This window comes from Methylobacterium sp. CM6247, assembly GCF_054817925.1.
This window is the reverse complement of sequence record NZ_JBTXKX010000003.1, coordinates 4089022-4107857: the sequence shown is the minus strand read 5'-3', so window position 1 is coordinate 4107857 and position 18836 is coordinate 4089022. Positions and strand designations below refer to the sequence as shown.

General features: G+C 65.2%; 21 protein-coding genes. 14 read left to right on the top strand and 7 right to left on the bottom strand.

What is annotated here, in order from left to right; translation table 11 throughout:
• Positions 1–98 precede the first annotated feature (98 nt).
• Positions 99–1211, bottom strand: a complete 1113-nt coding sequence (locus ACYQOP_RS20360) for a glycosyltransferase family protein (RefSeq protein WP_461223663.1) — start codon at positions 1209–1211, stop codon at positions 99–101.
• A gap of 295 nt (positions 1212–1506) precedes the next feature.
• Here ACYQOP_RS20360 and ACYQOP_RS20355 point away from each other — a divergent pair, with 295 nt between their 5' ends.
• The 3 genes from ACYQOP_RS20355 (at position 1507) to ACYQOP_RS20345 (ending at position 5072) form a co-directional block, all read left to right on the top strand.
• Positions 1507–2439, top strand: a complete 933-nt coding sequence (locus ACYQOP_RS20355) for a hypothetical protein (RefSeq protein WP_461223662.1) — start codon at positions 1507–1509, stop codon at positions 2437–2439.
• A gap of 77 nt (positions 2440–2516) precedes the next feature.
• Positions 2517–3626, top strand: a complete 1110-nt coding sequence (locus tag ACYQOP_RS20350; protein WP_461223661.1) for a GNAT family N-acetyltransferase — start codon at positions 2517–2519, stop codon at positions 3624–3626.
• 117 nt (positions 3627–3743) lie between these two features.
• Positions 3744–5072 (top strand): LLM class flavin-dependent oxidoreductase, encoded by a 1329-nt coding sequence (locus ACYQOP_RS20345; RefSeq protein WP_461223660.1) that lies wholly within the window; start codon positions 3744–3746, stop codon positions 5070–5072.
• Positions 5073–5114: 42 nt separating this feature from the next.
• On the opposite strand, the gene ACYQOP_RS20340 is transcribed toward ACYQOP_RS20345, so the two are convergent.
• The gene (locus ACYQOP_RS20340; RefSeq protein WP_419951210.1) at positions 5115–5618 is read right to left on the bottom strand and encodes a YciE/YciF ferroxidase family protein; all 504 of its coding nucleotides are present in this window, start codon (positions 5616–5618) and stop codon (positions 5115–5117) included.
• A gap of 605 nt (positions 5619–6223) precedes the next feature.
• Here ACYQOP_RS20340 and ACYQOP_RS20335 point away from each other — a divergent pair.
• From ACYQOP_RS20335 to pqqA, 3 genes are all read left to right on the top strand, one after another.
• Positions 6224–6355, top strand: coding sequence for a DUF2735 domain-containing protein (locus ACYQOP_RS20335; protein ID WP_244477938.1), 132 nt, complete (start codon positions 6224–6226; stop codon positions 6353–6355).
• Between the two features lie 84 nt (positions 6356–6439).
• The gene (locus ACYQOP_RS20330) at positions 6440–7255 is read left to right on the top strand and encodes a shikimate 5-dehydrogenase (RefSeq protein WP_461223659.1); all 816 of its coding nucleotides are present in this window, start codon (positions 6440–6442) and stop codon (positions 7253–7255) included.
• Between the two features lie 187 nt (positions 7256–7442).
• On the top strand, positions 7443–7532 hold the full coding sequence (pqqA, locus tag ACYQOP_RS20325; protein WP_018043773.1) for a pyrroloquinoline quinone precursor peptide PqqA: 90 nt from the start codon (positions 7443–7445) through the stop codon (positions 7530–7532).
• A gap of 112 nt (positions 7533–7644) precedes the next feature.
• Here the strand turns inward: pqqA and ACYQOP_RS20320 are convergent, their stop codons facing one another.
• Together ACYQOP_RS20320 and ACYQOP_RS20315 are read right to left on the bottom strand one after the other, a co-directional pair.
• Positions 7645–8802, bottom strand: a complete 1158-nt coding sequence (locus ACYQOP_RS20320) for a helix-turn-helix transcriptional regulator (protein ID WP_461223658.1) — start codon at positions 8800–8802, stop codon at positions 7645–7647.
• An 87-nt stretch (positions 8803–8889) separates the two neighbouring features.
• On the bottom strand, positions 8890–9987 hold the full coding sequence (locus tag ACYQOP_RS20315; protein WP_461223657.1) for a helix-turn-helix transcriptional regulator: 1098 nt from the start codon (positions 9985–9987) through the stop codon (positions 8890–8892).
• A gap of 305 nt (positions 9988–10292) precedes the next feature.
• On the opposite strand from ACYQOP_RS20315, the gene ACYQOP_RS20310 reads away from it, so the two are divergent.
• The 4 genes from ACYQOP_RS20310 to ACYQOP_RS20295 all read left to right on the top strand — a co-directional run bounded on the left by ACYQOP_RS20310 (position 10293) and on the right by ACYQOP_RS20295 (position 14763).
• Entirely contained in the window at positions 10293–12134 is a 1842-nt protein-coding gene (locus tag ACYQOP_RS20310; protein ID WP_461223656.1) for a beta strand repeat-containing protein, read from the top strand.
• Positions 12135–12620: 486 nt separating this feature from the next.
• A complete protein-coding gene (locus ACYQOP_RS20305; protein WP_200919237.1) occupies positions 12621–12773 on the top strand; it encodes a hypothetical protein in 153 nt (50 codons plus the stop codon).
• Between the two features lie 250 nt (positions 12774–13023).
• Positions 13024–13302, top strand: a complete 279-nt coding sequence (locus ACYQOP_RS20300; protein ID WP_461223655.1) for a hypothetical protein — start codon at positions 13024–13026, stop codon at positions 13300–13302.
• A 357-nt stretch (positions 13303–13659) separates the two neighbouring features.
• On the top strand, positions 13660–14763 hold the full coding sequence (locus ACYQOP_RS20295) for a helix-turn-helix transcriptional regulator (RefSeq protein ID WP_461223654.1): 1104 nt from the start codon (positions 13660–13662) through the stop codon (positions 14761–14763).
• A gap of 33 nt (positions 14764–14796) precedes the next feature.
• On the opposite strand, the gene ACYQOP_RS20290 is transcribed toward ACYQOP_RS20295, so the two are convergent.
• Positions 14797–15705, bottom strand: coding sequence for a LysR family transcriptional regulator (locus tag ACYQOP_RS20290; protein ID WP_207411315.1), 909 nt, complete (start codon positions 15703–15705; stop codon positions 14797–14799).
• 93 nt (positions 15706–15798) lie between these two features.
• Between ACYQOP_RS20290 and ACYQOP_RS20285 the strand changes: the two genes are divergently transcribed.
• Entirely contained in the window at positions 15799–16671 is an 873-nt protein-coding gene (locus ACYQOP_RS20285; protein WP_461223653.1) for an aldo/keto reductase family oxidoreductase, read from the top strand.
• A 474-nt stretch (positions 16672–17145) separates the two neighbouring features.
• Entirely contained in the window at positions 17146–17406 is a 261-nt protein-coding gene (locus ACYQOP_RS20280) for a hypothetical protein (protein ID WP_056434137.1), read from the top strand.
• Positions 17407–17688: 282 nt separating this feature from the next.
• Here the strand turns inward: ACYQOP_RS20280 and ACYQOP_RS20275 are convergent, their stop codons facing one another.
• Complete coding sequence (locus tag ACYQOP_RS20275) at positions 17689–17997, bottom strand: hypothetical protein (protein ID WP_246747837.1); 309 nt, start codon at positions 17995–17997, stop codon at positions 17689–17691.
• A gap of 60 nt (positions 17998–18057) precedes the next feature.
• Here ACYQOP_RS20275 and ACYQOP_RS20270 point away from each other — a divergent pair, with 60 nt between their 5' ends.
• Both ACYQOP_RS20270 and ACYQOP_RS20265 read left to right on the top strand, forming a co-directional pair.
• Positions 18058–18198, top strand: coding sequence for a hypothetical protein (locus ACYQOP_RS20270; protein WP_461223652.1), 141 nt, complete (start codon positions 18058–18060; stop codon positions 18196–18198).
• 1 nt (position 18199) lies between these two features.
• On the top strand, positions 18200–18466 hold the full coding sequence (locus ACYQOP_RS20265; RefSeq protein WP_056434138.1) for a hypothetical protein: 267 nt from the start codon (positions 18200–18202) through the stop codon (positions 18464–18466).
• A 45-nt stretch (positions 18467–18511) separates the two neighbouring features.
• Here the strand turns inward: ACYQOP_RS20265 and ACYQOP_RS20260 are convergent, their stop codons facing one another.
• A complete protein-coding gene (locus ACYQOP_RS20260; RefSeq protein WP_246747836.1) occupies positions 18512–18808 on the bottom strand; it encodes a hypothetical protein in 297 nt (98 codons plus the stop codon).
• Between the last annotated feature and the right edge of the window lie 28 nt (positions 18809–18836).

The window sequence follows — 18836 nt, the reverse complement described above, 5'->3', positions numbered from 1 at the left end:
ATGCCTCTTCAGCCCTTCGATCCCAGGGAGAGGGCAAAGTTCACACCTCCCAAAGTTCACACCTCCCAAGCGTCGTACCTCCCAAGCTTGGTCGCGCCTCAGCCGAGGGCGTCCCTCAGGCTGCCGGCGGCATCGGCGAACCAGACTTGGCGATCGATGGCGGGGGGCAGCGTCGGCCGTGTCGACGCTGCAAGGGCGAGGTCGACATAGGCCTCGGGTCCGGCTCCGCCCGGCGCGAGGACGATGGCCCCACCGGACAGGAGCGCCTGGAAGCGCGGATGGTGATCGAATTCGTCCGCGCGCACCGGCTCGGTGACGACGACCGGCCGGCCGGCCTGGACGCAGGCCAGGATGCTGGCGCGGCGCGCGGTGAGCCCCTCCGGGAGGACGTAGACGAAGGCGTCCACTTCGTCGAACAGGCCGAACAGCTCCTCCGGCGAGGCGACATAGCCGGAGACCACCACCGTCTCGGAGAGACCGAGCGCCGCGACCTTGGCCCGGAATATCTCTTCAATCCCGTCGGAGGCGCGGATGAACGAACCGATGAAGACGACGAGCGGATCGGCGCCGCGTGCCTTCAGGCTGGCGGCGATGTCGAGGATCGCCTCCGGCTGCTTGCCCGGATAGATCGAGCCGAAATGACCGACCACGAGACGCCCTCCCTCGCGGGCGGCGCGCATCTGTGCGGACAGGGCGCTCGGCACGGTGGTTTCGGGCCGCGTGATGTTCGGGGGCAGGGGCATCATCACCGCCCGCCGCGCGAGACGGCCGATCACGGGATCGGCGGCGAGCTCCTCCCGAACCTGGGGCGACAGGAGGACGATCGTGTCCGCGAAGAGGAGAAGCGGCCGGAGGACGAGCCGGCGCAGGCGGTGCATGCTGCCCCATTCATGCAGGATCGCGACCCGTCGCCGACGCCGCAGGAACGCGATGGTGAAGGCCGAAGGGGGGCCGATCAGCGCCCGCTTCCAGGGCACCAGCGGCAGATTGGCGATGACGGCGCGGGCATTCCCCACGGCGCGCCAGATTTCGCCGAGCGGCACGCGGCCCGGCTCCAAGGGGAGGGTCTCCTGTGGCTGACCCTGACGCCTGAGGGCCTCGATCAACTGTCCGGCGAAATCGCCGACCCCGCAGGGCGGATGCCCCGTACCGACGAGATGCAGCCAGGGGGAGGGTACCCGCGTCTCTCCCGGTCCAGGGCGTTGCGTCATGCGGTGAGGTTCCGGAGAAGGATGTGACCGGCCTGTCCTAGCAGGCCGTCGCTTGCGAAAGACTTTCGGCCGAGCAGTTTAAAACGCTCGATCCACCCGCCAACGGCCCTTCTACGAAGAGCATGACACCGTATTCACGCGGCCCACGCAGGAATCTTTTTCCGTCGGCACCGCGAATGCAAAGATTTTATCAACGTCGGATATGATGTCCGGAAATGGATCGGCCCTGTCCCGCAGGGGGACCGACCCACCTCATCTGAAGAACAGCGGGACACGATACGGATTGACCGTAGCCATGAACAACCCGATCTTCACCTCCTGGGACGAGCCCCACAGCGCCCTTTGGGGGCATCAGCCGCTGCGGCTCGAGCATCGGCTGCACCAGTCTCCCCTGTTCTCGCGGGAGGCCTTGGCCGATCTGATCGACACTTATCCAAGCGGCCAGTACAGCCTCGTCCATATGGGAGCCGCCGGACAGCGCAAGTTCTGGCGCGAGGGCGAGACCGGGGGACTTCCCGGCGCGCAGGTGATCGAGTCCATCGCCCAGGGGCGGATGTGGCTCAACCTGCGCAATGTCGAGACCGTGGACCGGCGCTACCGCGACACGCTCGACGCCATGTTCGAGGAGTTGGCCCAGCGAGTACCCGGCTTCTCTCCGGCGAAATCCACCTGCGGCATCCTGATCTCGTCGCCCAACGCCCAGGTCTATTATCATGCCGACCTGCCGGGGCAGCACCTGTGGCAGATCATCGGCGCCAAGCGAGTCTACGTCTATCCCTCGACCCCGCCCTTCGTGACGCCGAAGCATCTCGAGGACATCGCCCTGTTCGATGTGGAGGTCGATATGCCCTACGCCCCCTGGTACGACGCCCATGCCCAGGTGATGGAGCTGTCGCCCGGCCAGATGCTGAGCTGGCCCCTCAACGCGCCACACCGGGTCGAGAACCTCGACTGCCTCAACGTGTCGATGACGGTCTCCTTCGTGGACGAGCCGATCCGCCGCAAGCAGATCGTCAACCTCGCCAACGGCATGCTGCGCCATCGCTTCGGCCGCGAGCCGGCGAGCCACGCCATCACCGGGCCGGGCTACTGGTCCAAGGCGGTGATGCAGAAGCTGCTGCGCAACAGTGATTGGGTGAAGAAGGAGCGCGCGGCCCGCCGTGCCGTCGATTTCCGCCTCGATGCGGCCCGACCGGGCCAGATCCTCGAACTCTCCGCTCTGGCGTGAGCGGGACGGCGCTGCCGGCCCATCGCCGGAGCATCGCGCCATCGGGAAAGGGAGCCTCCGGAGCGCGGAGCTACGATGTGGCGATCGCATCCGACTGGACGGAGTGCGTGCCCGGATGGACGGGTGCGCCGACGCCGTTTCAGGATCCGGTCTGGATCGAGACCTGGTATGAATCGCTCCAAGACCGCGTGGGGCTGACGCCCCTCCTGGTGACGGCGCGGGACAGGGCAACGGGGGTGCTCGCGCTGCATCTTCCCCTCGTGGTCGACGAGACGGGGCCCCGCCGCATCATCGCCTTCGCCGATCTCGGCCTCACCGATTACAACGCGCCGCTCCTCGGCCCAGCGGCTCCGAGAGACCATGCCGGCGCCCTGGAGCTATGGCAGGCGATCCGCTCTGCGCTGCCCCGCGCCGACCTTCTCTCCCTGCGCAAGATGCCGGCGACCTTCGCCGACGGGTCCAATCCGCTGTCCCTCCTCAGGGGTGTGTCCCCGTGCCCGCTCAACGGCAACGAGGTCAGGACGGGCGAGGATTGGGAGGCCTATCATCGCAGCCTCGCCAAGACCGTGCGCAAGGAGCTGGAGCGAAGCTGGAGGGTGTTTTCCCGCGAGCCCGAGACGGCCTTCCGCATCGTCACCGACCAGGGCGAGGCCCAGCGGGTTCTCGAGGTGATGGCGCGCCAGCAGGAGGCGCGCATGCGCAGCATCGGCGCCGATTACCGCCTCGACGAGGCCGAGTTCGACGCCTTCTACCGTCGCCTCGTCGGACGGGGCCTCGGCCACGGCTACGCCGTCGTCAGCGCCCTGACATCGGGCGACGAGGTCGTCGCGGCGTTGCTCGGCATCCGCAATGCCGACACCTACGTCATGATCCGCATCAGCAATGCCGGGGGGGAATGGTCCCATTGCTCGCCCGGGCGCCTCGTCATCGACAAGACCATGGAAGCGCTCCATGAAGAGGGTTGCCGCTCGTTCGACTTCAGCATCGGCGACTACGATTACAAACGCCGTTTCAACGTCGAGCCCCTGCCGCTGGTGGACTTCACCGTTTCCCTCGGCTGGCGCGGCCTGAAGGGCGCGGCGCGGGCGCGGCTGGTCTCGACCCTCCGCCGCTATCCCGCCCTCGACCGGCGGGTGCGAGACGTCGCCCGCCGGGCCGCCATCCTGTGGCAGGAACGACGCCCGTGACGGTGAACCGGCCCTGAGATTTTCCCGGCCATTTCCCTCGAAATCCGGGAGCCTTTTCTCTCTCCGCTGCTCTATTCCGAAGTCGTGCTTTCACGCACCGGACGGAGATAGCCTCGGATGACCCAGCCTCGTCGCCTCCATCTCGGCGCCTTCATGCGGCCGATCGGCATCCACACCGCCTGGTGGCGCTATCCCGGTGGATATCCGGACGCGAATTTCAGCTTTCCCCATCTCAAGCGCTTCGCCCAGCGCCTGGAGGCAGCCAAGTTCGATGCGTTCTTCATGGCCGACCATCTGGCGGTAATGAACATGCCCATGGCCGCGCTGAAGCGCAGCGCTACCGTGACGTCCTTCGACCCGATGACCCTGCTGCCGGCGCTCGCTGCCGTCACCGAACGGATCGGGCTCATCGCCACGGCCTCCACGACCTATAACGAGCCGTACCATGTGGCCCGGAAGTTCGCCTCCCTCGACCATATCTCGAATGGCCGCGCCGGCTGGAACCTCGTCACCTCCGGCAACCCGGACGAGGCCCTGAATTTCGGCCGGGACGCTCATCTCGACCACGCGGTCCGGTATGCCCGCGCCCGCGAGTTCTTCGACGTGGTCACCGGCCTGTGGGATTCCTGGGCCGACGACGCCTTCATCCGCGACGTGGAGGAGGGGGTCTATTTCGACCCCGGCAAGCTCCATGTCCTCGACCATTCCGGCGAATTCCTGAAGGTGAAGGGGCCGCTCAATATCGCCCGCCCCATCCAGGGCTGGCCCGTGATCGTGCAGGCAGGGGCATCGGAAGCCGGACGCCAGATCGCCGCCGAGACCGCCGAGATGGTGTTCGGCGCCGGTTCGAAACTCGCCGCCGCCCAGGACTTCTACGCCGACGTGAAAGGCAGGATGCCCGCCGCCGGCCGCGATCCCGACCATCTCAAGATCCTGCCCGGCGCCTTCATCGTCCTCGGCGAGACACGCGACGAAGCCGAGGCCAAGAAGGCTCGGCTCGATGCGCTCGTGCCCACGGACAGCGGCATCGCCAACCTCTCGGTGCGCCTCGGCGTCGATGCTTCGGAGTTCGACCTCGACGCACCCCTGCCCGATCTCCCGGAGACCAATGCCAGCAAGAGTGCCCAGGCCCAGATCGTCGGCTACGCCCGGAAGACCGGGGCCACGGTGCGCGAACTCGCCCAGCGTGTTGGCGGCTATGGCGGGCTCACCATGGTGGGGACGCCGGCCGAGGTGGCCGACCAGATGGAGGAATGGCTCGTGACGCGGGCCTGCGACGGGTTCAACGTCATGTTCCCCTTCGTGCCGGAAGGTCTCGACGACGTGGTCGACACCCTGGTGCCGGAACTCCAGCGTCGGGGCCTGTTCCGCACCGAATACGAAGGCACGACCCTGCGCGACCATCTCGGCCTGCCGCGCCCAGCCAACCAATTCTTCCCAACCTGACGGACGGGCCGCCCTCCGACCGGGGAGGGCGACTTCATCGGGTCAGGCGGCGCGGCGGTTGACCTGGCTCTCGGCCATCCGCGTCAGGCGTTCGTCGGTGGCGCGCTCCTCGTCCAGGGTCTGCTGCAGCACGCTGGCGCAATCGTCCCGGCCGAGCTGCTTGGCCCAGGCGACGAGGGTGCCGTAGCGCGTGATCTCGTAATGCTCCACCGCCTGTGCGGAGGCGATGAGGGCGGCATCGAGGACCTGCTTGTCGCCGATCTCTCCAGAGACCTCGTTGGTCTCCTTGATGATCCCGTCGATGGCCGGGCAAGTCACCGCCTTCGGCGTATGACCATGCATCTGAAACACCTGCTCCAGGCGCTTGATCTGACCCTCGGTCTCCGAAAGGTGCTTCTCGAACCCGCTCTTGAGTTCGGGATCGGTCGCCTTGGCGATCATTTTCGGCAGCGCCTTGGTGATCTGGTTCTCGGCGTAATAAATGTCCTGCAGGGTATGCACGAACAGATCGTCGAGAGTCTGGATGTCCTTGCTGAAAAGACCCATGGCTCGTTCCTCCTTAGTTTGAATGACGTCGTGACAGGCCAAACGGGATCGATCCGGCGGACACAATATGGACCGGATCGTTCTCCCGCATCCATGCGCACACGGCAAAGCTTGACCCAAGTTAAGCGATGATATCGGCGTGCGCTTGCTAGGCTTGATCAAGATATTTACGCCGTCATGGTTCCGAACGACCTGATGCGCGGCAGGTCTGGATTTGATCCGCCCTCACATGTGAGCAAGACGATACGCTCGGCTGCTCGAGGGCAGCGCGCCGATGACGTAGCACAATCGCCACAAAGCCGTCCGTCATCGGCATGAGCAGGAGCGAAAGAGGCGTCCGGCGGCGGCAGCGCACCATACATTCACGCATGAAACAAATTCAGGCATGCTCGAATTACCGGCATGGCGTGCCTTTCTCACGTTTAGCCAGTGCAAATATCAGATACCGCTCATATCATAACGAGACGTCGGGGGCATGAAGGCCCAGCAGCTTTTGGAGACGTTGGATCATGACTTTGAGCTCACCTCGGAATTCAGCCGAAATCTTTGCTTTCGTGCCCAGGAAGGTTGCAGCATCGGCGCGTGCCCATTCGACAGGCACACGCATGGGCAGCAACGCCGTGGTGGACCTCGCTTCACGCATCTCGCGACCGATGGAACTGCCGAGGATGGATTTCTGCGACGGCTGGTACCACGCCGAGGCGATCCTGGACGACGGGCGCAACCGCAAGGCCTGACGGGCGCGACGTATCGCGGGACGTGATATCGCTCCGGTGCCGGAGTGCGGGGCATGCCGCGTCTCCGAGCGACCGGAGACCGCGATGAAGCCCCCGATCGGACGCGAGACCACGCTCTGCATGTCCCTGTCGGGACGGCCGGGTCATTTCGGGTCGCGTTTCCACAACCGGCTCTACGAGCTCATGGGGCTCGACTACGTCTACAAGGCCTTCACCACGACCGACCTGCCGGCTGCGATCGGCGGCATACGGGCTCTGGGCATTCGTGGCTGCGCCGTCTCGATGCCGTTCAAGGAGACCGTGATCCCGTTTCTCGATCGCCTCGAAGCTTCGGCCGCGGCCATCGACAGCGTCAACACGGTGGTGAACGAGGCCGGCTGCCTCACCGGCTACAACACCGATTACATCGCGGTCCGCTTGCTCCTCGAGAAGCACGGCATCGATCCGCAGACACCGTTCCTCCTGCGCGGGTCCGGCGGCATGGCCAAGGCCGTCGTCGCGGCCCTGCGCGATGCGGGCTTCGTGGATGGCACGGTCGTGGCACGCAATGAACCGGCCGGACGGGCCCTGGCGGAAAGCCATGGCTTTGGCTGGCGCCCCGAGATCGGCGAGGCGCAGGCCCCGCTCCTCGTCAACGTCACGCCCCTTGGCATGGAAGGGCCGGAAGCCGAAACCCTCGCCTTTCCGCCCCCTCAGATCGCTGCCTGCGCCGTCGCCTTCGACGTGGTGGCGCTGCCTTCGGCGACGCCCTTCCTACGGGCGGCCGAAAGCATGGGAAAGCGCGTCATCACCGGCCACGACGTGGTGGTACTGCAGGCTCTCGAGCAGTTCGTTCTCTATACGGGCCGAACTCCCGACGAGAATCAGGTGAAAGAGGCCGCGGCCTTCGCCCGGACATGACGGAAGCGGTCCGTCCGCATGCGGCTTCCCCCTCTTTTCCATGAGAGAAAACTAAGGGAATCCTGCAGAATATTTCCGTCTTTCTGCTTGCTATGGGGCAGGGCGGACAATAGGTATTGCTCAAGCGCGGTCGTGCCGCGCATCTGAGATGTCTTCTAAAGAAGACTTGCAACGCAGGAGAAACATCATGGCTTGGACTGCCCCCGTCGTTCAGGAAGTGTGTGTCGGCATGGAAGTCACCAGCTACGAGTCGGCTGAGATCGACACCTTCAACTAAGTCGGCCGGAAGCGTCTACGCTTCCCACCGATAGAGCGAGACCAAGGTCTCCGCGAGAAGCCGCCTTCGGGCGGCTTTTTGCGTTCATGATACTGGGTGACGCCTGCACCATTCAGGGTTTGGTATCGGCTTCGCGCTCGCGCCGTCGGCTCAGGATGGCATCGAGGCGCGCGACGATGATGGCGAGTTCGCTCTGACGCCTGACGCCGAGCTTGCCGAAGATCGCTTTCAGGTGAACCCGCACCGTGCCCTCCCGGACCGCGAGCAATTCCGCCGCCTCCCGGGGCGAGCTTCCCCGGCCGATCTCCATCGCCACAAGAGCCTGCATCCGCGTCAGGCCCAGTTGCTCGAGTTGCGGGGCAACGGAAACCAACACTGGCGGCGTGACGGGATGGAGCAGGAGCAGGGCCCCGCCCTTGGCCGAGCCGATTAGTTCGAGACCGGGCTCGCCAGTGCGCAGGGGCATCGCCTCCGCCAGCAGCCGGGGGGACCCATCCGACGAACGCAGGATGATGGGTTCGGCCGCGCAGGGCCTGTTCTCCGCCAGGGCGGAGGCGACGAGGTGGTCGAGTCTCGGGCCATCGGCCGCCACGACGGTTCTCACGGGCAGGCCCGGGGCGATCTTCAGGCAACCGGCGACGATCCTCTCGGAGCCGGGATTGACGAACCGCACGGCGCCACCCCGATCGAGCAGGACGACGCCGATCTCTGCGCGCGCCAGGGCCGAGCCGAGATCGGCCGCCTGCCGGTGGGCGACGCCGAGCCGAGCCGTGAGGTCGAAGGCCCGCGCGACATGCGGCCCCAACAGCGTGAGGAGGGCGATCTCCCCGGCTTCGAAGTAGCCTTTGCCGGCCTCGCGCAGGGCGCTCACCGTCATCAGCCCGCCGCCGGGATCGGGGGCGAAGAAGGCCACGAGTTCGTCGAGCCCGTGCTTGACGCAGAAATCCTGAAAGAAGGGATCCTTGCGCTTGTCCTCCGGCGTGAACAGCATCGCATCCGCCACCACGAGGCCGGGCCGCATCCCGAGCCCCCGCGCGCGGGCGATACGGCTGTCATGCTCCCACCACCCGCCGTTATACGCGTCGTGCACCTCCCGCAGGCTGTCCGAATGGAGTGTGTCCGCCGTCCGGCGAGGATCGTAGGAGACGATCACCGTCCCCCGCGCTCCGAGACAGGCGCTCACCTGCTCGAGAACTCCCGGCCAAAGCGAGGCATTGAGGGCGGCTGCGTAGCAGGCATCGACGAGACGCAGCGGGTCAGGATTGGTCATGGCGATCCGACGAACCCGAGCGGGCGGCGCTTTTCATACAGGCAACTCCACGGGACAACAGGACACGGATCGGCTCGTCCAATCGTCTTACGATGTCCGCCAGTCCCGCGGGGTCGTTCCCGCGAGGAGCCCGACGAGTTCGGCTTGGCGGTTGGTTCCGGTCTTGGACAGGACGGATCGCAGCTGCGTCCGGACCGTGCTGGTGGCGACGCCGGTCCGCAGGGCGATGTCCTCCACCGTCCTGCACAGGGCAATCTCGCGCGCCACCCGCGCTTCGGCTACGGTCAGGTCGAAGAGGCCGGACAGGACGGTGAGGTCGGGCGCGGCGCCTTGTGCCACGGGCGTGAAGATCGCGATGGCGGAGGCGGCGTTGAACAGGTCCGCCGCCGCCCGTCGGATCGGCAGGAGATGCAGGATCACCGGGCCGCGCTCGTCCGTGGCCGGGATCGGGATGGACCGGGTCGAGGTCCGCCGCTCCGTCGCCAGTCCTTCGAGGGCCCGCTCCAGCAGGCGGTCCGCCTCCGGGTTGGACAAGGTCAGGCGATGCGCCTCCCGGATGGTGCTTCCGAGGAACGCCGCGCAGCCGGCATTGATGGCCAGGATCTGGGAGTGCCTGCCGAGGATCGCGGCGGGAATGTCGACCACATCGAGCACCTGAGCCGCCACCCTGACGGTCTGCAGCCGCAGCCTCGCCGACATGGTGGCTGCCCGGGCGAGGTGAGGGCGCAGGGCATCGAGGCGGGCGACGATCTCGCCGGGGACGGGACCGCGCGCGAATTCCCGCTCCACGTTGAAGATGAGCCGATCCCCGCTCGGCACCGCGATGGCGCTGGCGACGCCCCAACCCAGGCCCCTCGGCCGCAGAAAGTCCCGGAAGACCGGCTCCGCCTCCATCTCGGCGGCGGTGTAGACGTCGAGGTCGGTGAGGAAGCCGGCATGTTCCCTGGCGAACAACCGCGCCGGCCTGTCGGTCCGCGCAGGCCAGCCCCCGGCGACATATTCGGCGATCCCCGCCTCGAAGCCCGGGGACGTGACGTATCTGAACTCGCTGCCCACCGTCGTGAACAAAAGCGCGCCTTGTCCCTCGCCGACCCGCACCAGTTCGGCCAGTACACTGGGCCACATCTCCGGAATGACGGCGACTTCGCAGATATAGTCGATCAGGACTTCGGAACTGACGGTCATTGGCATCGTCTAAACCAGATCCAGCAAACGTTATGACGAACATCGACATCATTATACAGTCCGCATCGATGGTACGGCCGCGGCGGACTCCGCATGAATGCCGAAATGCTTGATTTTAAGGCATGGCTCATCATGGTTTGAGCCCACCAGCACAGTCCACCAGCGAATCTTTGACTCGACATACTCCATTTGGAGGATGTGCGGCATGCAATCGGGTGCTCTAACCGCGCCGGGCAAACGAATGACCGCCGTGATGTTCGAGATTCGAGACGGTCACGACGCCTTTCCAGGGGAAGATGACCTTCATGGCGACGCGCAACGTTCCGGGCGCCTACGCAACGATCGCCGATGCCATCGCGGCTTCGGATCCCGGAGATACGATCGCGGTCTCCGCGGCATATGGCGGGAATGAAACGGCGACCGCGACGGTCGACGACCTTCGTTTCAGCGCCCCCTCCAGCGTTACCGGCATCACCCTCCTCGCAGACGGGGTGACTACGAAGATCACCGCCCTCGGCGCATCGCCGATCTCGATTTCAGGGACTGCAGGTAACGAGATCCTCATCGGCAATACCGGCGCCAACACTCTCACCGGGGGTTCGGGCGACGACACCCTCAGCGGCGGAGCCGGTAACGACATCCTCGACGGCGGCGAGGGCAACGATATCGTCTTTGGCGGTGAGGGTGACGATACGATCACACTTTATGATAGCGGCAGCGTGGACAGACTCGATGGCGGAGCCGGTAACGACACGTTCCGGCTCATGACCGGTTATGGCGGCGGCGTGACCGTTGAAGGAGGCATCGGAACGGACATTGTGACAGACGCCTTCGACCTGGGAGATGCCAGCTTCACAGGGGTCGAGACGCTGGACACCACGTCAGTCTTCGCCACGACAGCCCAGCTTTCGTCCTTCGCCAGCCTCATCGACAGCACGGCGACCACCACACGGCTCGAAATCTCCCTACGGGGTGCGGGCGGTACGATCGACTTCACCAGCCGCGTCACCGGCACGGATTCGGTGCTGGTTTCCAATGCCGGCCTGACCGCTGGTGTCACCATCATCGGATCGGCCAGGAACGACACCCTCATCGGAGGCCTCGGCAACGACACCTACGTTACCGATGGCGGCGACACGATCACCGAGATCCTGGACGGCGGCACCGACCTCGTCCTGAGCTCGGTCTCCCTGACCCTCGGCGACAATGTCGAAAACCTGACCCTGACGGGCGCGATCGCCCTCGACGGCACCGGCAACGCCCTGGCCAACCGGATCACCGGCAACGCCGCCGCCAACATCCTCGACGGCAGCACTGGCCGCGATACCCTCATCGGTGGCCTCGGCAACGACATCTACGTCACCGATGGCGGCGACACGATCGTCGAGGCGCTCGGCGCCGGAACCGACCTCGTTCGGAGTTCGGCGACCCTGACCCTTGGCGGAAATCTAGAGAACCTCACCCTCACCGGAACGGGGGCGATCAAGGCGACGGGCAACGCCCTCGACAACGTGCTCCTGGGCAACGATGCCGCCAACGTCCTCAATGGCGGGACCGGTACCGACAGGCTCACCGGTGGATTGGGCAACGACACCTACATCACCGATGGTGGCGACAAGATCTTCGAGGTGGCGGGGGGCGGCATCGATCTCGTGCGGAGTTCGGTGGCGTTCAGCCTCGGCAACGAGCTCGAAAACCTTCTCCTCACCGGCAGCGCGGACATCATCGGGAATGGCAACGCTCTCGCCAACACGCTCACCGGCAATAGCGGTGCCAACATGCTCAATGGCGGTCTGGGCGACGACATCCTGAAGGGCGGAGCCGGTGCCGACATCTTCTTCTTCAAGACGGCGCTCGGCTCGGGCAATGTCGACAGCATCGTCGACTTCGCCGCCATCGACGACACGCTCCGACTCGAGAACGGAATCTTCACGGCACTGATCAAGACCGGAACCCTGGCGGCGGGTGCCTTCAAGGATCTCGGCGCGGCCGGTGCCATCCTCGATGCGGACGACCGGATCCTCTACGATTCGCGGACGGGCGCCGTCTCCTACGACGCGGACGGCAGCGGATCGGCCGACGCCCTCCAGTTCGCCCTCCTCACCTCGCGCCCAGTCCTGACATTCCAAGATATCCTCGTGGTCTAGGACACCTGACGGGCCTCCCGCTGACGATCGGGGTCACGCGGAACGGGGCGGGAGCCCGATTTCATAAGAGCCACGCGCCGACACCCGGCGGCATGAAACCGCCCGGTCTGGGGATCGCCCAGGGCTCCCCGGGGAGGCGGGGACCGAGGCGCCATGGCCTCGGAAAGGTAGAAGACATCGTTCACCCTGTCTCGAAACCACGCCGCAACGTATCGCCGCCATGATGTGGCATTCACGCGCCGAACGGCGGCAAGATCGAGGCTTCCATGATCACGGATCTTCACGTCTGGCGGCTCTTCATCGCGCTCGGCGCCTTGGGCGCGGCGACCGCACCGCTGCTGAAGCCGTTTCTGTCTTAGAACGGCCAAGCCGATGTGCGCGCCGGCACAGCGAAACGGATCGCGGCCAGCCATGAACCATTCAGCCGCCATAGGCGCATGATCTCAAGGTGACGATCCGACCGCGACGCAGCCCCAGGAATCCGACATGACAGTTGCACGTCCCTTCCGCTGGCTGCTCGCCCTCGTCACGCTGGTCCTGCCGGCATCGCTGATCCAGGCTCGGCCTCCGGTCGACGGATGTGAACGCGGCAAGGCGAAGGACGCTCAGAGCCAGGTCGTCTTCCGCCACTACATCTGATCCTGATCCCGGATCGGCGGCAGCTTCGCGGAATCCGTCGTCCTGTTCCCGGAATTCCGGAACGGCATTCCCTCATCTCAGCCGCTTGCCCTCGTTGGACGGCAGAACCACGATGGAGCGGCAAGGCCACCGGCTCCCTTCAGCTACGGTTCAACCAGTATGGTCTAGCTTGGGCAGCCTTACGAGATAGGCCGCCCCGGTCCGGTGGCGGCGGGATTGCGCAAGGCGCGTCGCGCACCCCGTGGAAGCCATGCTCGCTCTCCCCACAACGACCCTCGGCACGCCCGTCCTGCACATCCCGCCCAGGGGGTCGGAGCTTCCCCGCCCCGGCGCGGAGGCGTCCCAGGCCTTCCTACGCAGCATGATACCTGGCCTCGATCTCGCCTTCGGCCTCGAGAGCGCTGCCGACCTGCCCGAGGACATGACACGGCTGATCGCCCGGCTTCATGCCGGCCCTCTGGGTGCGCTTTCACAGGAAACGGCTTCGGACAGCACTCGATTGTCGGCGCCTGCCTACGAGCCAGCCTGATGGCGGCGATGGAGCGGCAAGCCCAGGCGCGGCGAAACGGGCGGCGTGGCGATGATCGAAGGGATCCAGCTCCCCCGCCCTGCAGCGTTCTTGCAACTATTGACCGTCGATTGCTCTATGCAGGTCCGAATCTTCGACCAACCACTAGCCCTTCGAACGCTCTATCTATTGATAACTATCAGTAAATATTCCAATATTGCCAGAATTTTAACTACAATAAGATCCGTTTATAAAATAGGCACCTCATCCAACAAAAACATATCAAGGTCTTTTCAATTAAGTTCAGCCGGGTTATTTTTCCTCAGCCGAGAGTGCATCGCTTTACGCGGGAGCGTTCGACGCCGCTGAAGGATCAAGATGTTCCTCGACGACGAGACTTTGCAGGACATCGAAAACTCGCTCGTCACATCCGCGCTTCAGTCTCATGACTGGGACAAAGCAGTCGCCAAAATCGCGACTTCCACGGGCGCGAGAGGGGTCGTCGCCATCCCGTTGAAGGGACGCGTACCCGGCCTGCCGATGAGCGCCAGTCTCGAGGCGGTGGCCGACGGCTATTTTCGCGATGGCTGGTCGAAGAACGATTACCGCGTGAGAGGCGTCCCCAAGCTTCTCAAGACAGGCATGTTCGTCGATCAGGACTACGCGACGCCGGACGCCATGCGATCCGAAGCGTTCTACGCCGACTACTTGCGCAGCCACGGCTTTCAATGGTCCGCCGGACTGATGGTCCAGGCGGGCGATGATGCTTGGGTGATGATGATGCAGCGGACCATCCAACAGGGGCCCTACACCTTGGATGAGCAGATCGCCTTGCGGCGCCTCATTGCCCCCCTCAACCGGGCCGCCCAACTGGCCCACAGCCTCGGCGAGGCGCGTCTCACGGGCATCGCCGACGCCCTGGAAACGGTCCGCAATCCTAGCGTGCTCCTCGACAGGACGGGACGGGTTCTACGGGTGAGCAGCGGCGCGGAACGCCTGTTCGGCCCCGATCTGGCTGTGCGGCTCGGGGAACTCGTCGTTCCCTCCGATGCTCAGGCCACGGCCCGGCTTCGCGCGCATATCACCGCCGCCATCTGGTCCGATCCGCAAGCTGTCTCACTCGCCTCGGCGCCGATCGTCATCCGCCGGGAGGCCAAGCGGCCTCTCACTCTCCGGGTTCAGCCCCTGCGCAAGGCGGGGCTGGAGTATTTCGACGGCTGCCGCGCCATTCTGACCATCACGGACCTCGATGACAGCCGGGAACTCGCCGGTGACATCCTGAAAACGTTGTACGGGCTGACGCCACGGGAGGCCGAGCTCTGCCACAGCCTGCTGGCCGGCCACAGCACCGGCGAATGCGCGGACAGGCTCGGCATGTCTATCCATACCACCCGGACCCATCTGAAGAAGATCTTCGTCAAGACGGATACGGCGAGCCAGACGGAACTGATGATCGTCCTGAGCCGAAACTTCGGCCTCTGAGCAGACGACGAGGCGCTCGGTCGCGCGGCGAGATCAGCGAGGATCGCGATGCGCGCCGATGAAGTCGACGAAGGCCCTCAGCGGCGCGGGAAGGTAGCGCCGGCCCGGATAATACAGGAACGGGCCGGAGAACGATTGCCACCATGGCTCCAGCACGGGCTCCAGAACCCCGCTCTCGAGATGCGGGCGTAGCCAATCCTCGAACAGGGTAATGATCCCGGTCCCCGCAATGGCGGCATCCACCGCGAGGTCGGTGGCGGCCCCGACCCGGACGATGAGGGGACCGCTGGGGTCGATGCGAACGACTTCGCCCTCACGCTCGAATTCCCACGCCGTCGTCGCGCCACTCGCGAAACGGCCGCCGAGGCAGGCGTGGCTCAGCAGGTCTCTCGGATGGGCGGGACGCCCGTGACGATCGAGATAGGACGGGGAGGCGGCCGTGGCGAAGCGCTGCCGGCGCGGCCCGATCGGAACCGCGATCATGTCCTGTTCGAGCCGCTCGTCGTAGCGGATCCCGGCGTCACATCCAGCGGCCAGCACATCTACGAAACCGTCCTCGGCCACGATGTCGAGCCTGATATCGGGATAGGCTTCGAGGAAAGGCGGCACGATCCGCGGCAGCACGAGCCGCGCCGCGCTGACCGGCACGTTGAGCCTGAGTGTGCCGGCCGGGCGATCGCGAAAGCCGTTGACGATGTCCAGCGCGGCATCCACCTCGCTCAAGGCCGGCATCAATCGTTCGAGGAGGCGTGCGCCCGCTTCGGTCGGCGCGACGCTGCGGGTCGTCCGGTTGAGGAGCCGGACGCCCAGCCTGGCCTCCAGCCGGCGGACCGCCTCGCTCAAGCCGGATGCGCTCGCGCCGCTCGCCCGTGCGCCGTCGCGAAACCCGCCGGCTTCCGCAACGGCGACGAACGCCGCCAAATCCCCGAGATCGGTCGCCATTGTTCGCCTTTTCGCACATCCCGTGCGAATAAGGGCGCATTATCACGCAATCCATGAGGCATTACAGTCCTGGTCATCCTACAGGAGAGTCGCATGACCAAGATCGGACAGGCCGGGACCTACGCCCTCGGAGACCGCACCGTGAAGCGCCTGGGCTACGGCGCGATGCAATTGGCGGGGCCCGGCGTTTTCGGTCCTCCGAAGGACCGGGCCGCCGCCATCGCGGTGCTGCGTAAAGCGGTCGAGCGCGGCGTCAACCACATCGACACCAGCGATTTCTATGGACCGCACGTCACCAACCAGATCATCCGCGAAGCGCTCCACCCCTATCCGGACGACCTCGTGATCGTCACCAAGATCGGAGCCAGGCGCGGTGCGGACGCCTCCTGGAACCCCGCTTTCTCCGCAGCGGAGCTCACGAGCGCCGTCCATGACAACCTGCGCAACCTCGGCGTCGACGCCCTCGACGTGGTCAACCTGCGCATCATGCTCGACGTGCATGGACCGGCCGAAGGCTCCATCGAGGCGCCGCTCTCCATCCTCGCCGATCTCCAGCGACAGGGCCTCGTTCGCCGAATCGGGTTGAGCAACGTAACGGCGCGGCAGGTGGCGGAGAGCCGATCCCTCGCGACGATCGTCTGCGTCCAGAACCAGTACAATCTGGTCCATCGGGCCGATGACGCACTGATCGACGATCTCGCCGCATCCGGTACCGCCTATGTCCCGTTCTTCCCGCTCGGCGGCTTCAGCCCGATCCAGTCGGCGGCCCTGAACGAGATTGCCGAGGGGCTCGGCGCGACGCCCATGCAGGTCGCGCTGGCCTGGCTCCTGCGCCGCTCTCCCAACATCCTGCTGATCCCCGGCACGTCGTCGGTCGAGCACCTGCGCGAGAACATGGCCGCGGTGGAACTCGACCTGTCCGACGACACCATGGCGGCGCTCGACCGTATCGCACCCTCGACCTGACACAGGCCGCCAGAGGATCATCGACGAGCGAGGCGATGCTCTTCGCCGATGATCGACCGGGGATGATCCGGCGCGCGAACCGATGCGGACGATGGCGTGAGGGGGGGAGGAAAGCCGCCCACACGCCGTCGACACAACTCGTCCGAACGGCACTCGCATGGACGAGATCGGAACGGCCATTCTCGAAATCAGGCTCTGGTCACAGCCACTTCCGCCATCGCAGGCCCTGCGACACTCATTCCCAAACTATTCAGGGATTATATAACCAACACTTTTGTATTTGATTGTCCCATCAAATAATTCGATGCTGGAATGCCACATACATCGATGGCATAGGCTTGATCAGGATCTTTAATCCGCTGCACCACGTGCGTGGCGACACGCCACAAAGAAAATTATTACTTCATATTGGCTTCACACAGAAGAAGCAGCCAGGACACGGAGGCTTCACAAGAAAAGAAAGCCATTGCCCATATGAAGTCTTACATCGCCGCCCTCTCGACTGCTCTCGTCGTGGGACTGACATCGATCTCGCCTACGATGGCGATGGAGCGTCCCTCGCGTTACACGGCGTTCGCTCCCTACGACGTCGAGACCACCAACGCGATCCGAGCCGATCGTCGAGCCCCCGCGTCCTTCGGTTGTCCGATGAGTTCGGCCGCGGAGGGCAACGCAAACCAGCAGACCCGCGACGTCATGCAATACGGCCAGACGTCCGGCGGAAGCCGCTGCTAACCCAGTCAGGACAGTTCATTGGCATCGATGCTGAAAGTCTTTTCCTACATCATGGTCGGCGTTGCATCGGTGATGCTGGCCGCGACCATCGTGGGCTCCGCCAATATACTGATAAATTCGTAACACGTCGTCCCGGACTACAATCCGGGACGATCTTCGAGATCCCCGGCAGGATCGGTTCGCTCCCCTGCGGCAGTATCCGTTAGGGGAACGGGTCGATCCGTCATTCGCTCGCACGAGGCGTGAGGGAACCCACACCCGGCAGACACTCGCCGTCCGGCCTCAGGGCCGGCGCATCTGCTTGCCGGCGTAAGCCACGAGCTGGGAAAAGGCCAAGGCCGCTGCCGAGGCCTGGACACGGCTCGGATACGGCATCGGAGAATGGGCGACCTCCTGGCCGTAAGCGTCACGCAGTGACCAGCCCCAGCGCCCGACCCGCTCCTCCAGCACGTCGAAATGCATGGCCCGGTCTCCGCTCGTGCGGGGTGACGGCACGCGTGCAGCCGAACCGGCATTCGCACGCTTCGCCATGCCCGAGGGCAGGCCGGCGGGAGAGAGATTTCCCGATATCCACAGGTCGGCCGTCTGCATCTTGACCTCCGCGCTTGAACTCTATGTTCTCTATATGTTCTTATGCGCGGAGTGTCCACCATGCTGGCCGATCCTTTGCTGCGGCTTGCGGCCCTAGCTACGTCCGAAGCGACGAACATGGCCGGCGGGGAGGCAGCTACCGGCAACGTCGCACCGGCGCAGAGCAGGATCCGGGGCTCATCTCCCGGTTCGGTGGCCTGACATGGAGCGCCTCTGCGACGTGAGAGCCTCGCATCTGGTCATCGCCTGCGGTCCTTGCGAGCGCCGGGGCATCTATCGGGTCGCCCGCCTCCGCCAGCAATTCGGCGATCACGCCTCGGTTCTGGATGTCTATGTGAGGCTCACGCAAACCTGCCGCTGGCAGCGTGAGGTCGGCAGCAGGCCGCCCAATGTCTACGCGGTCGGGTGTCGGGCCAAGCTCGACACGTCGGGCGGGGCCGTCGCGAACGGACTTCCCTCCAGGACATAGGCGAAGGGCAGTCTTCCGATTCCACCGGGGCCGGCGGGGCCGGATTCACGCATCGTCTTCGCGGCCGAACACCTCGCCCTCTTCGGCCAGCCGGGCATCCGCCTCGTCCGTCCGCAACTCCAGCAGGGCGCGGTACTCTCGCAGCCGCTGCTGAAGCTGCGTGCCCGCCTCCTCGCAATCGGCCGGCTCATCCGTGTCGAGGGCGCAGCCCTCGATCACCTCCGAGGTCTGGCGATCGACGGCCGCGCGGTCGGCCTCGCTCAATCCGGTCAGATCGCCGAGACCGAGTTCCGATGCGATCAGGGCCGCGATCTCCTCGCGCTTCTCATCGAGCTTCGACATCGTCTGACCCATCCCTGGAATCCATTCT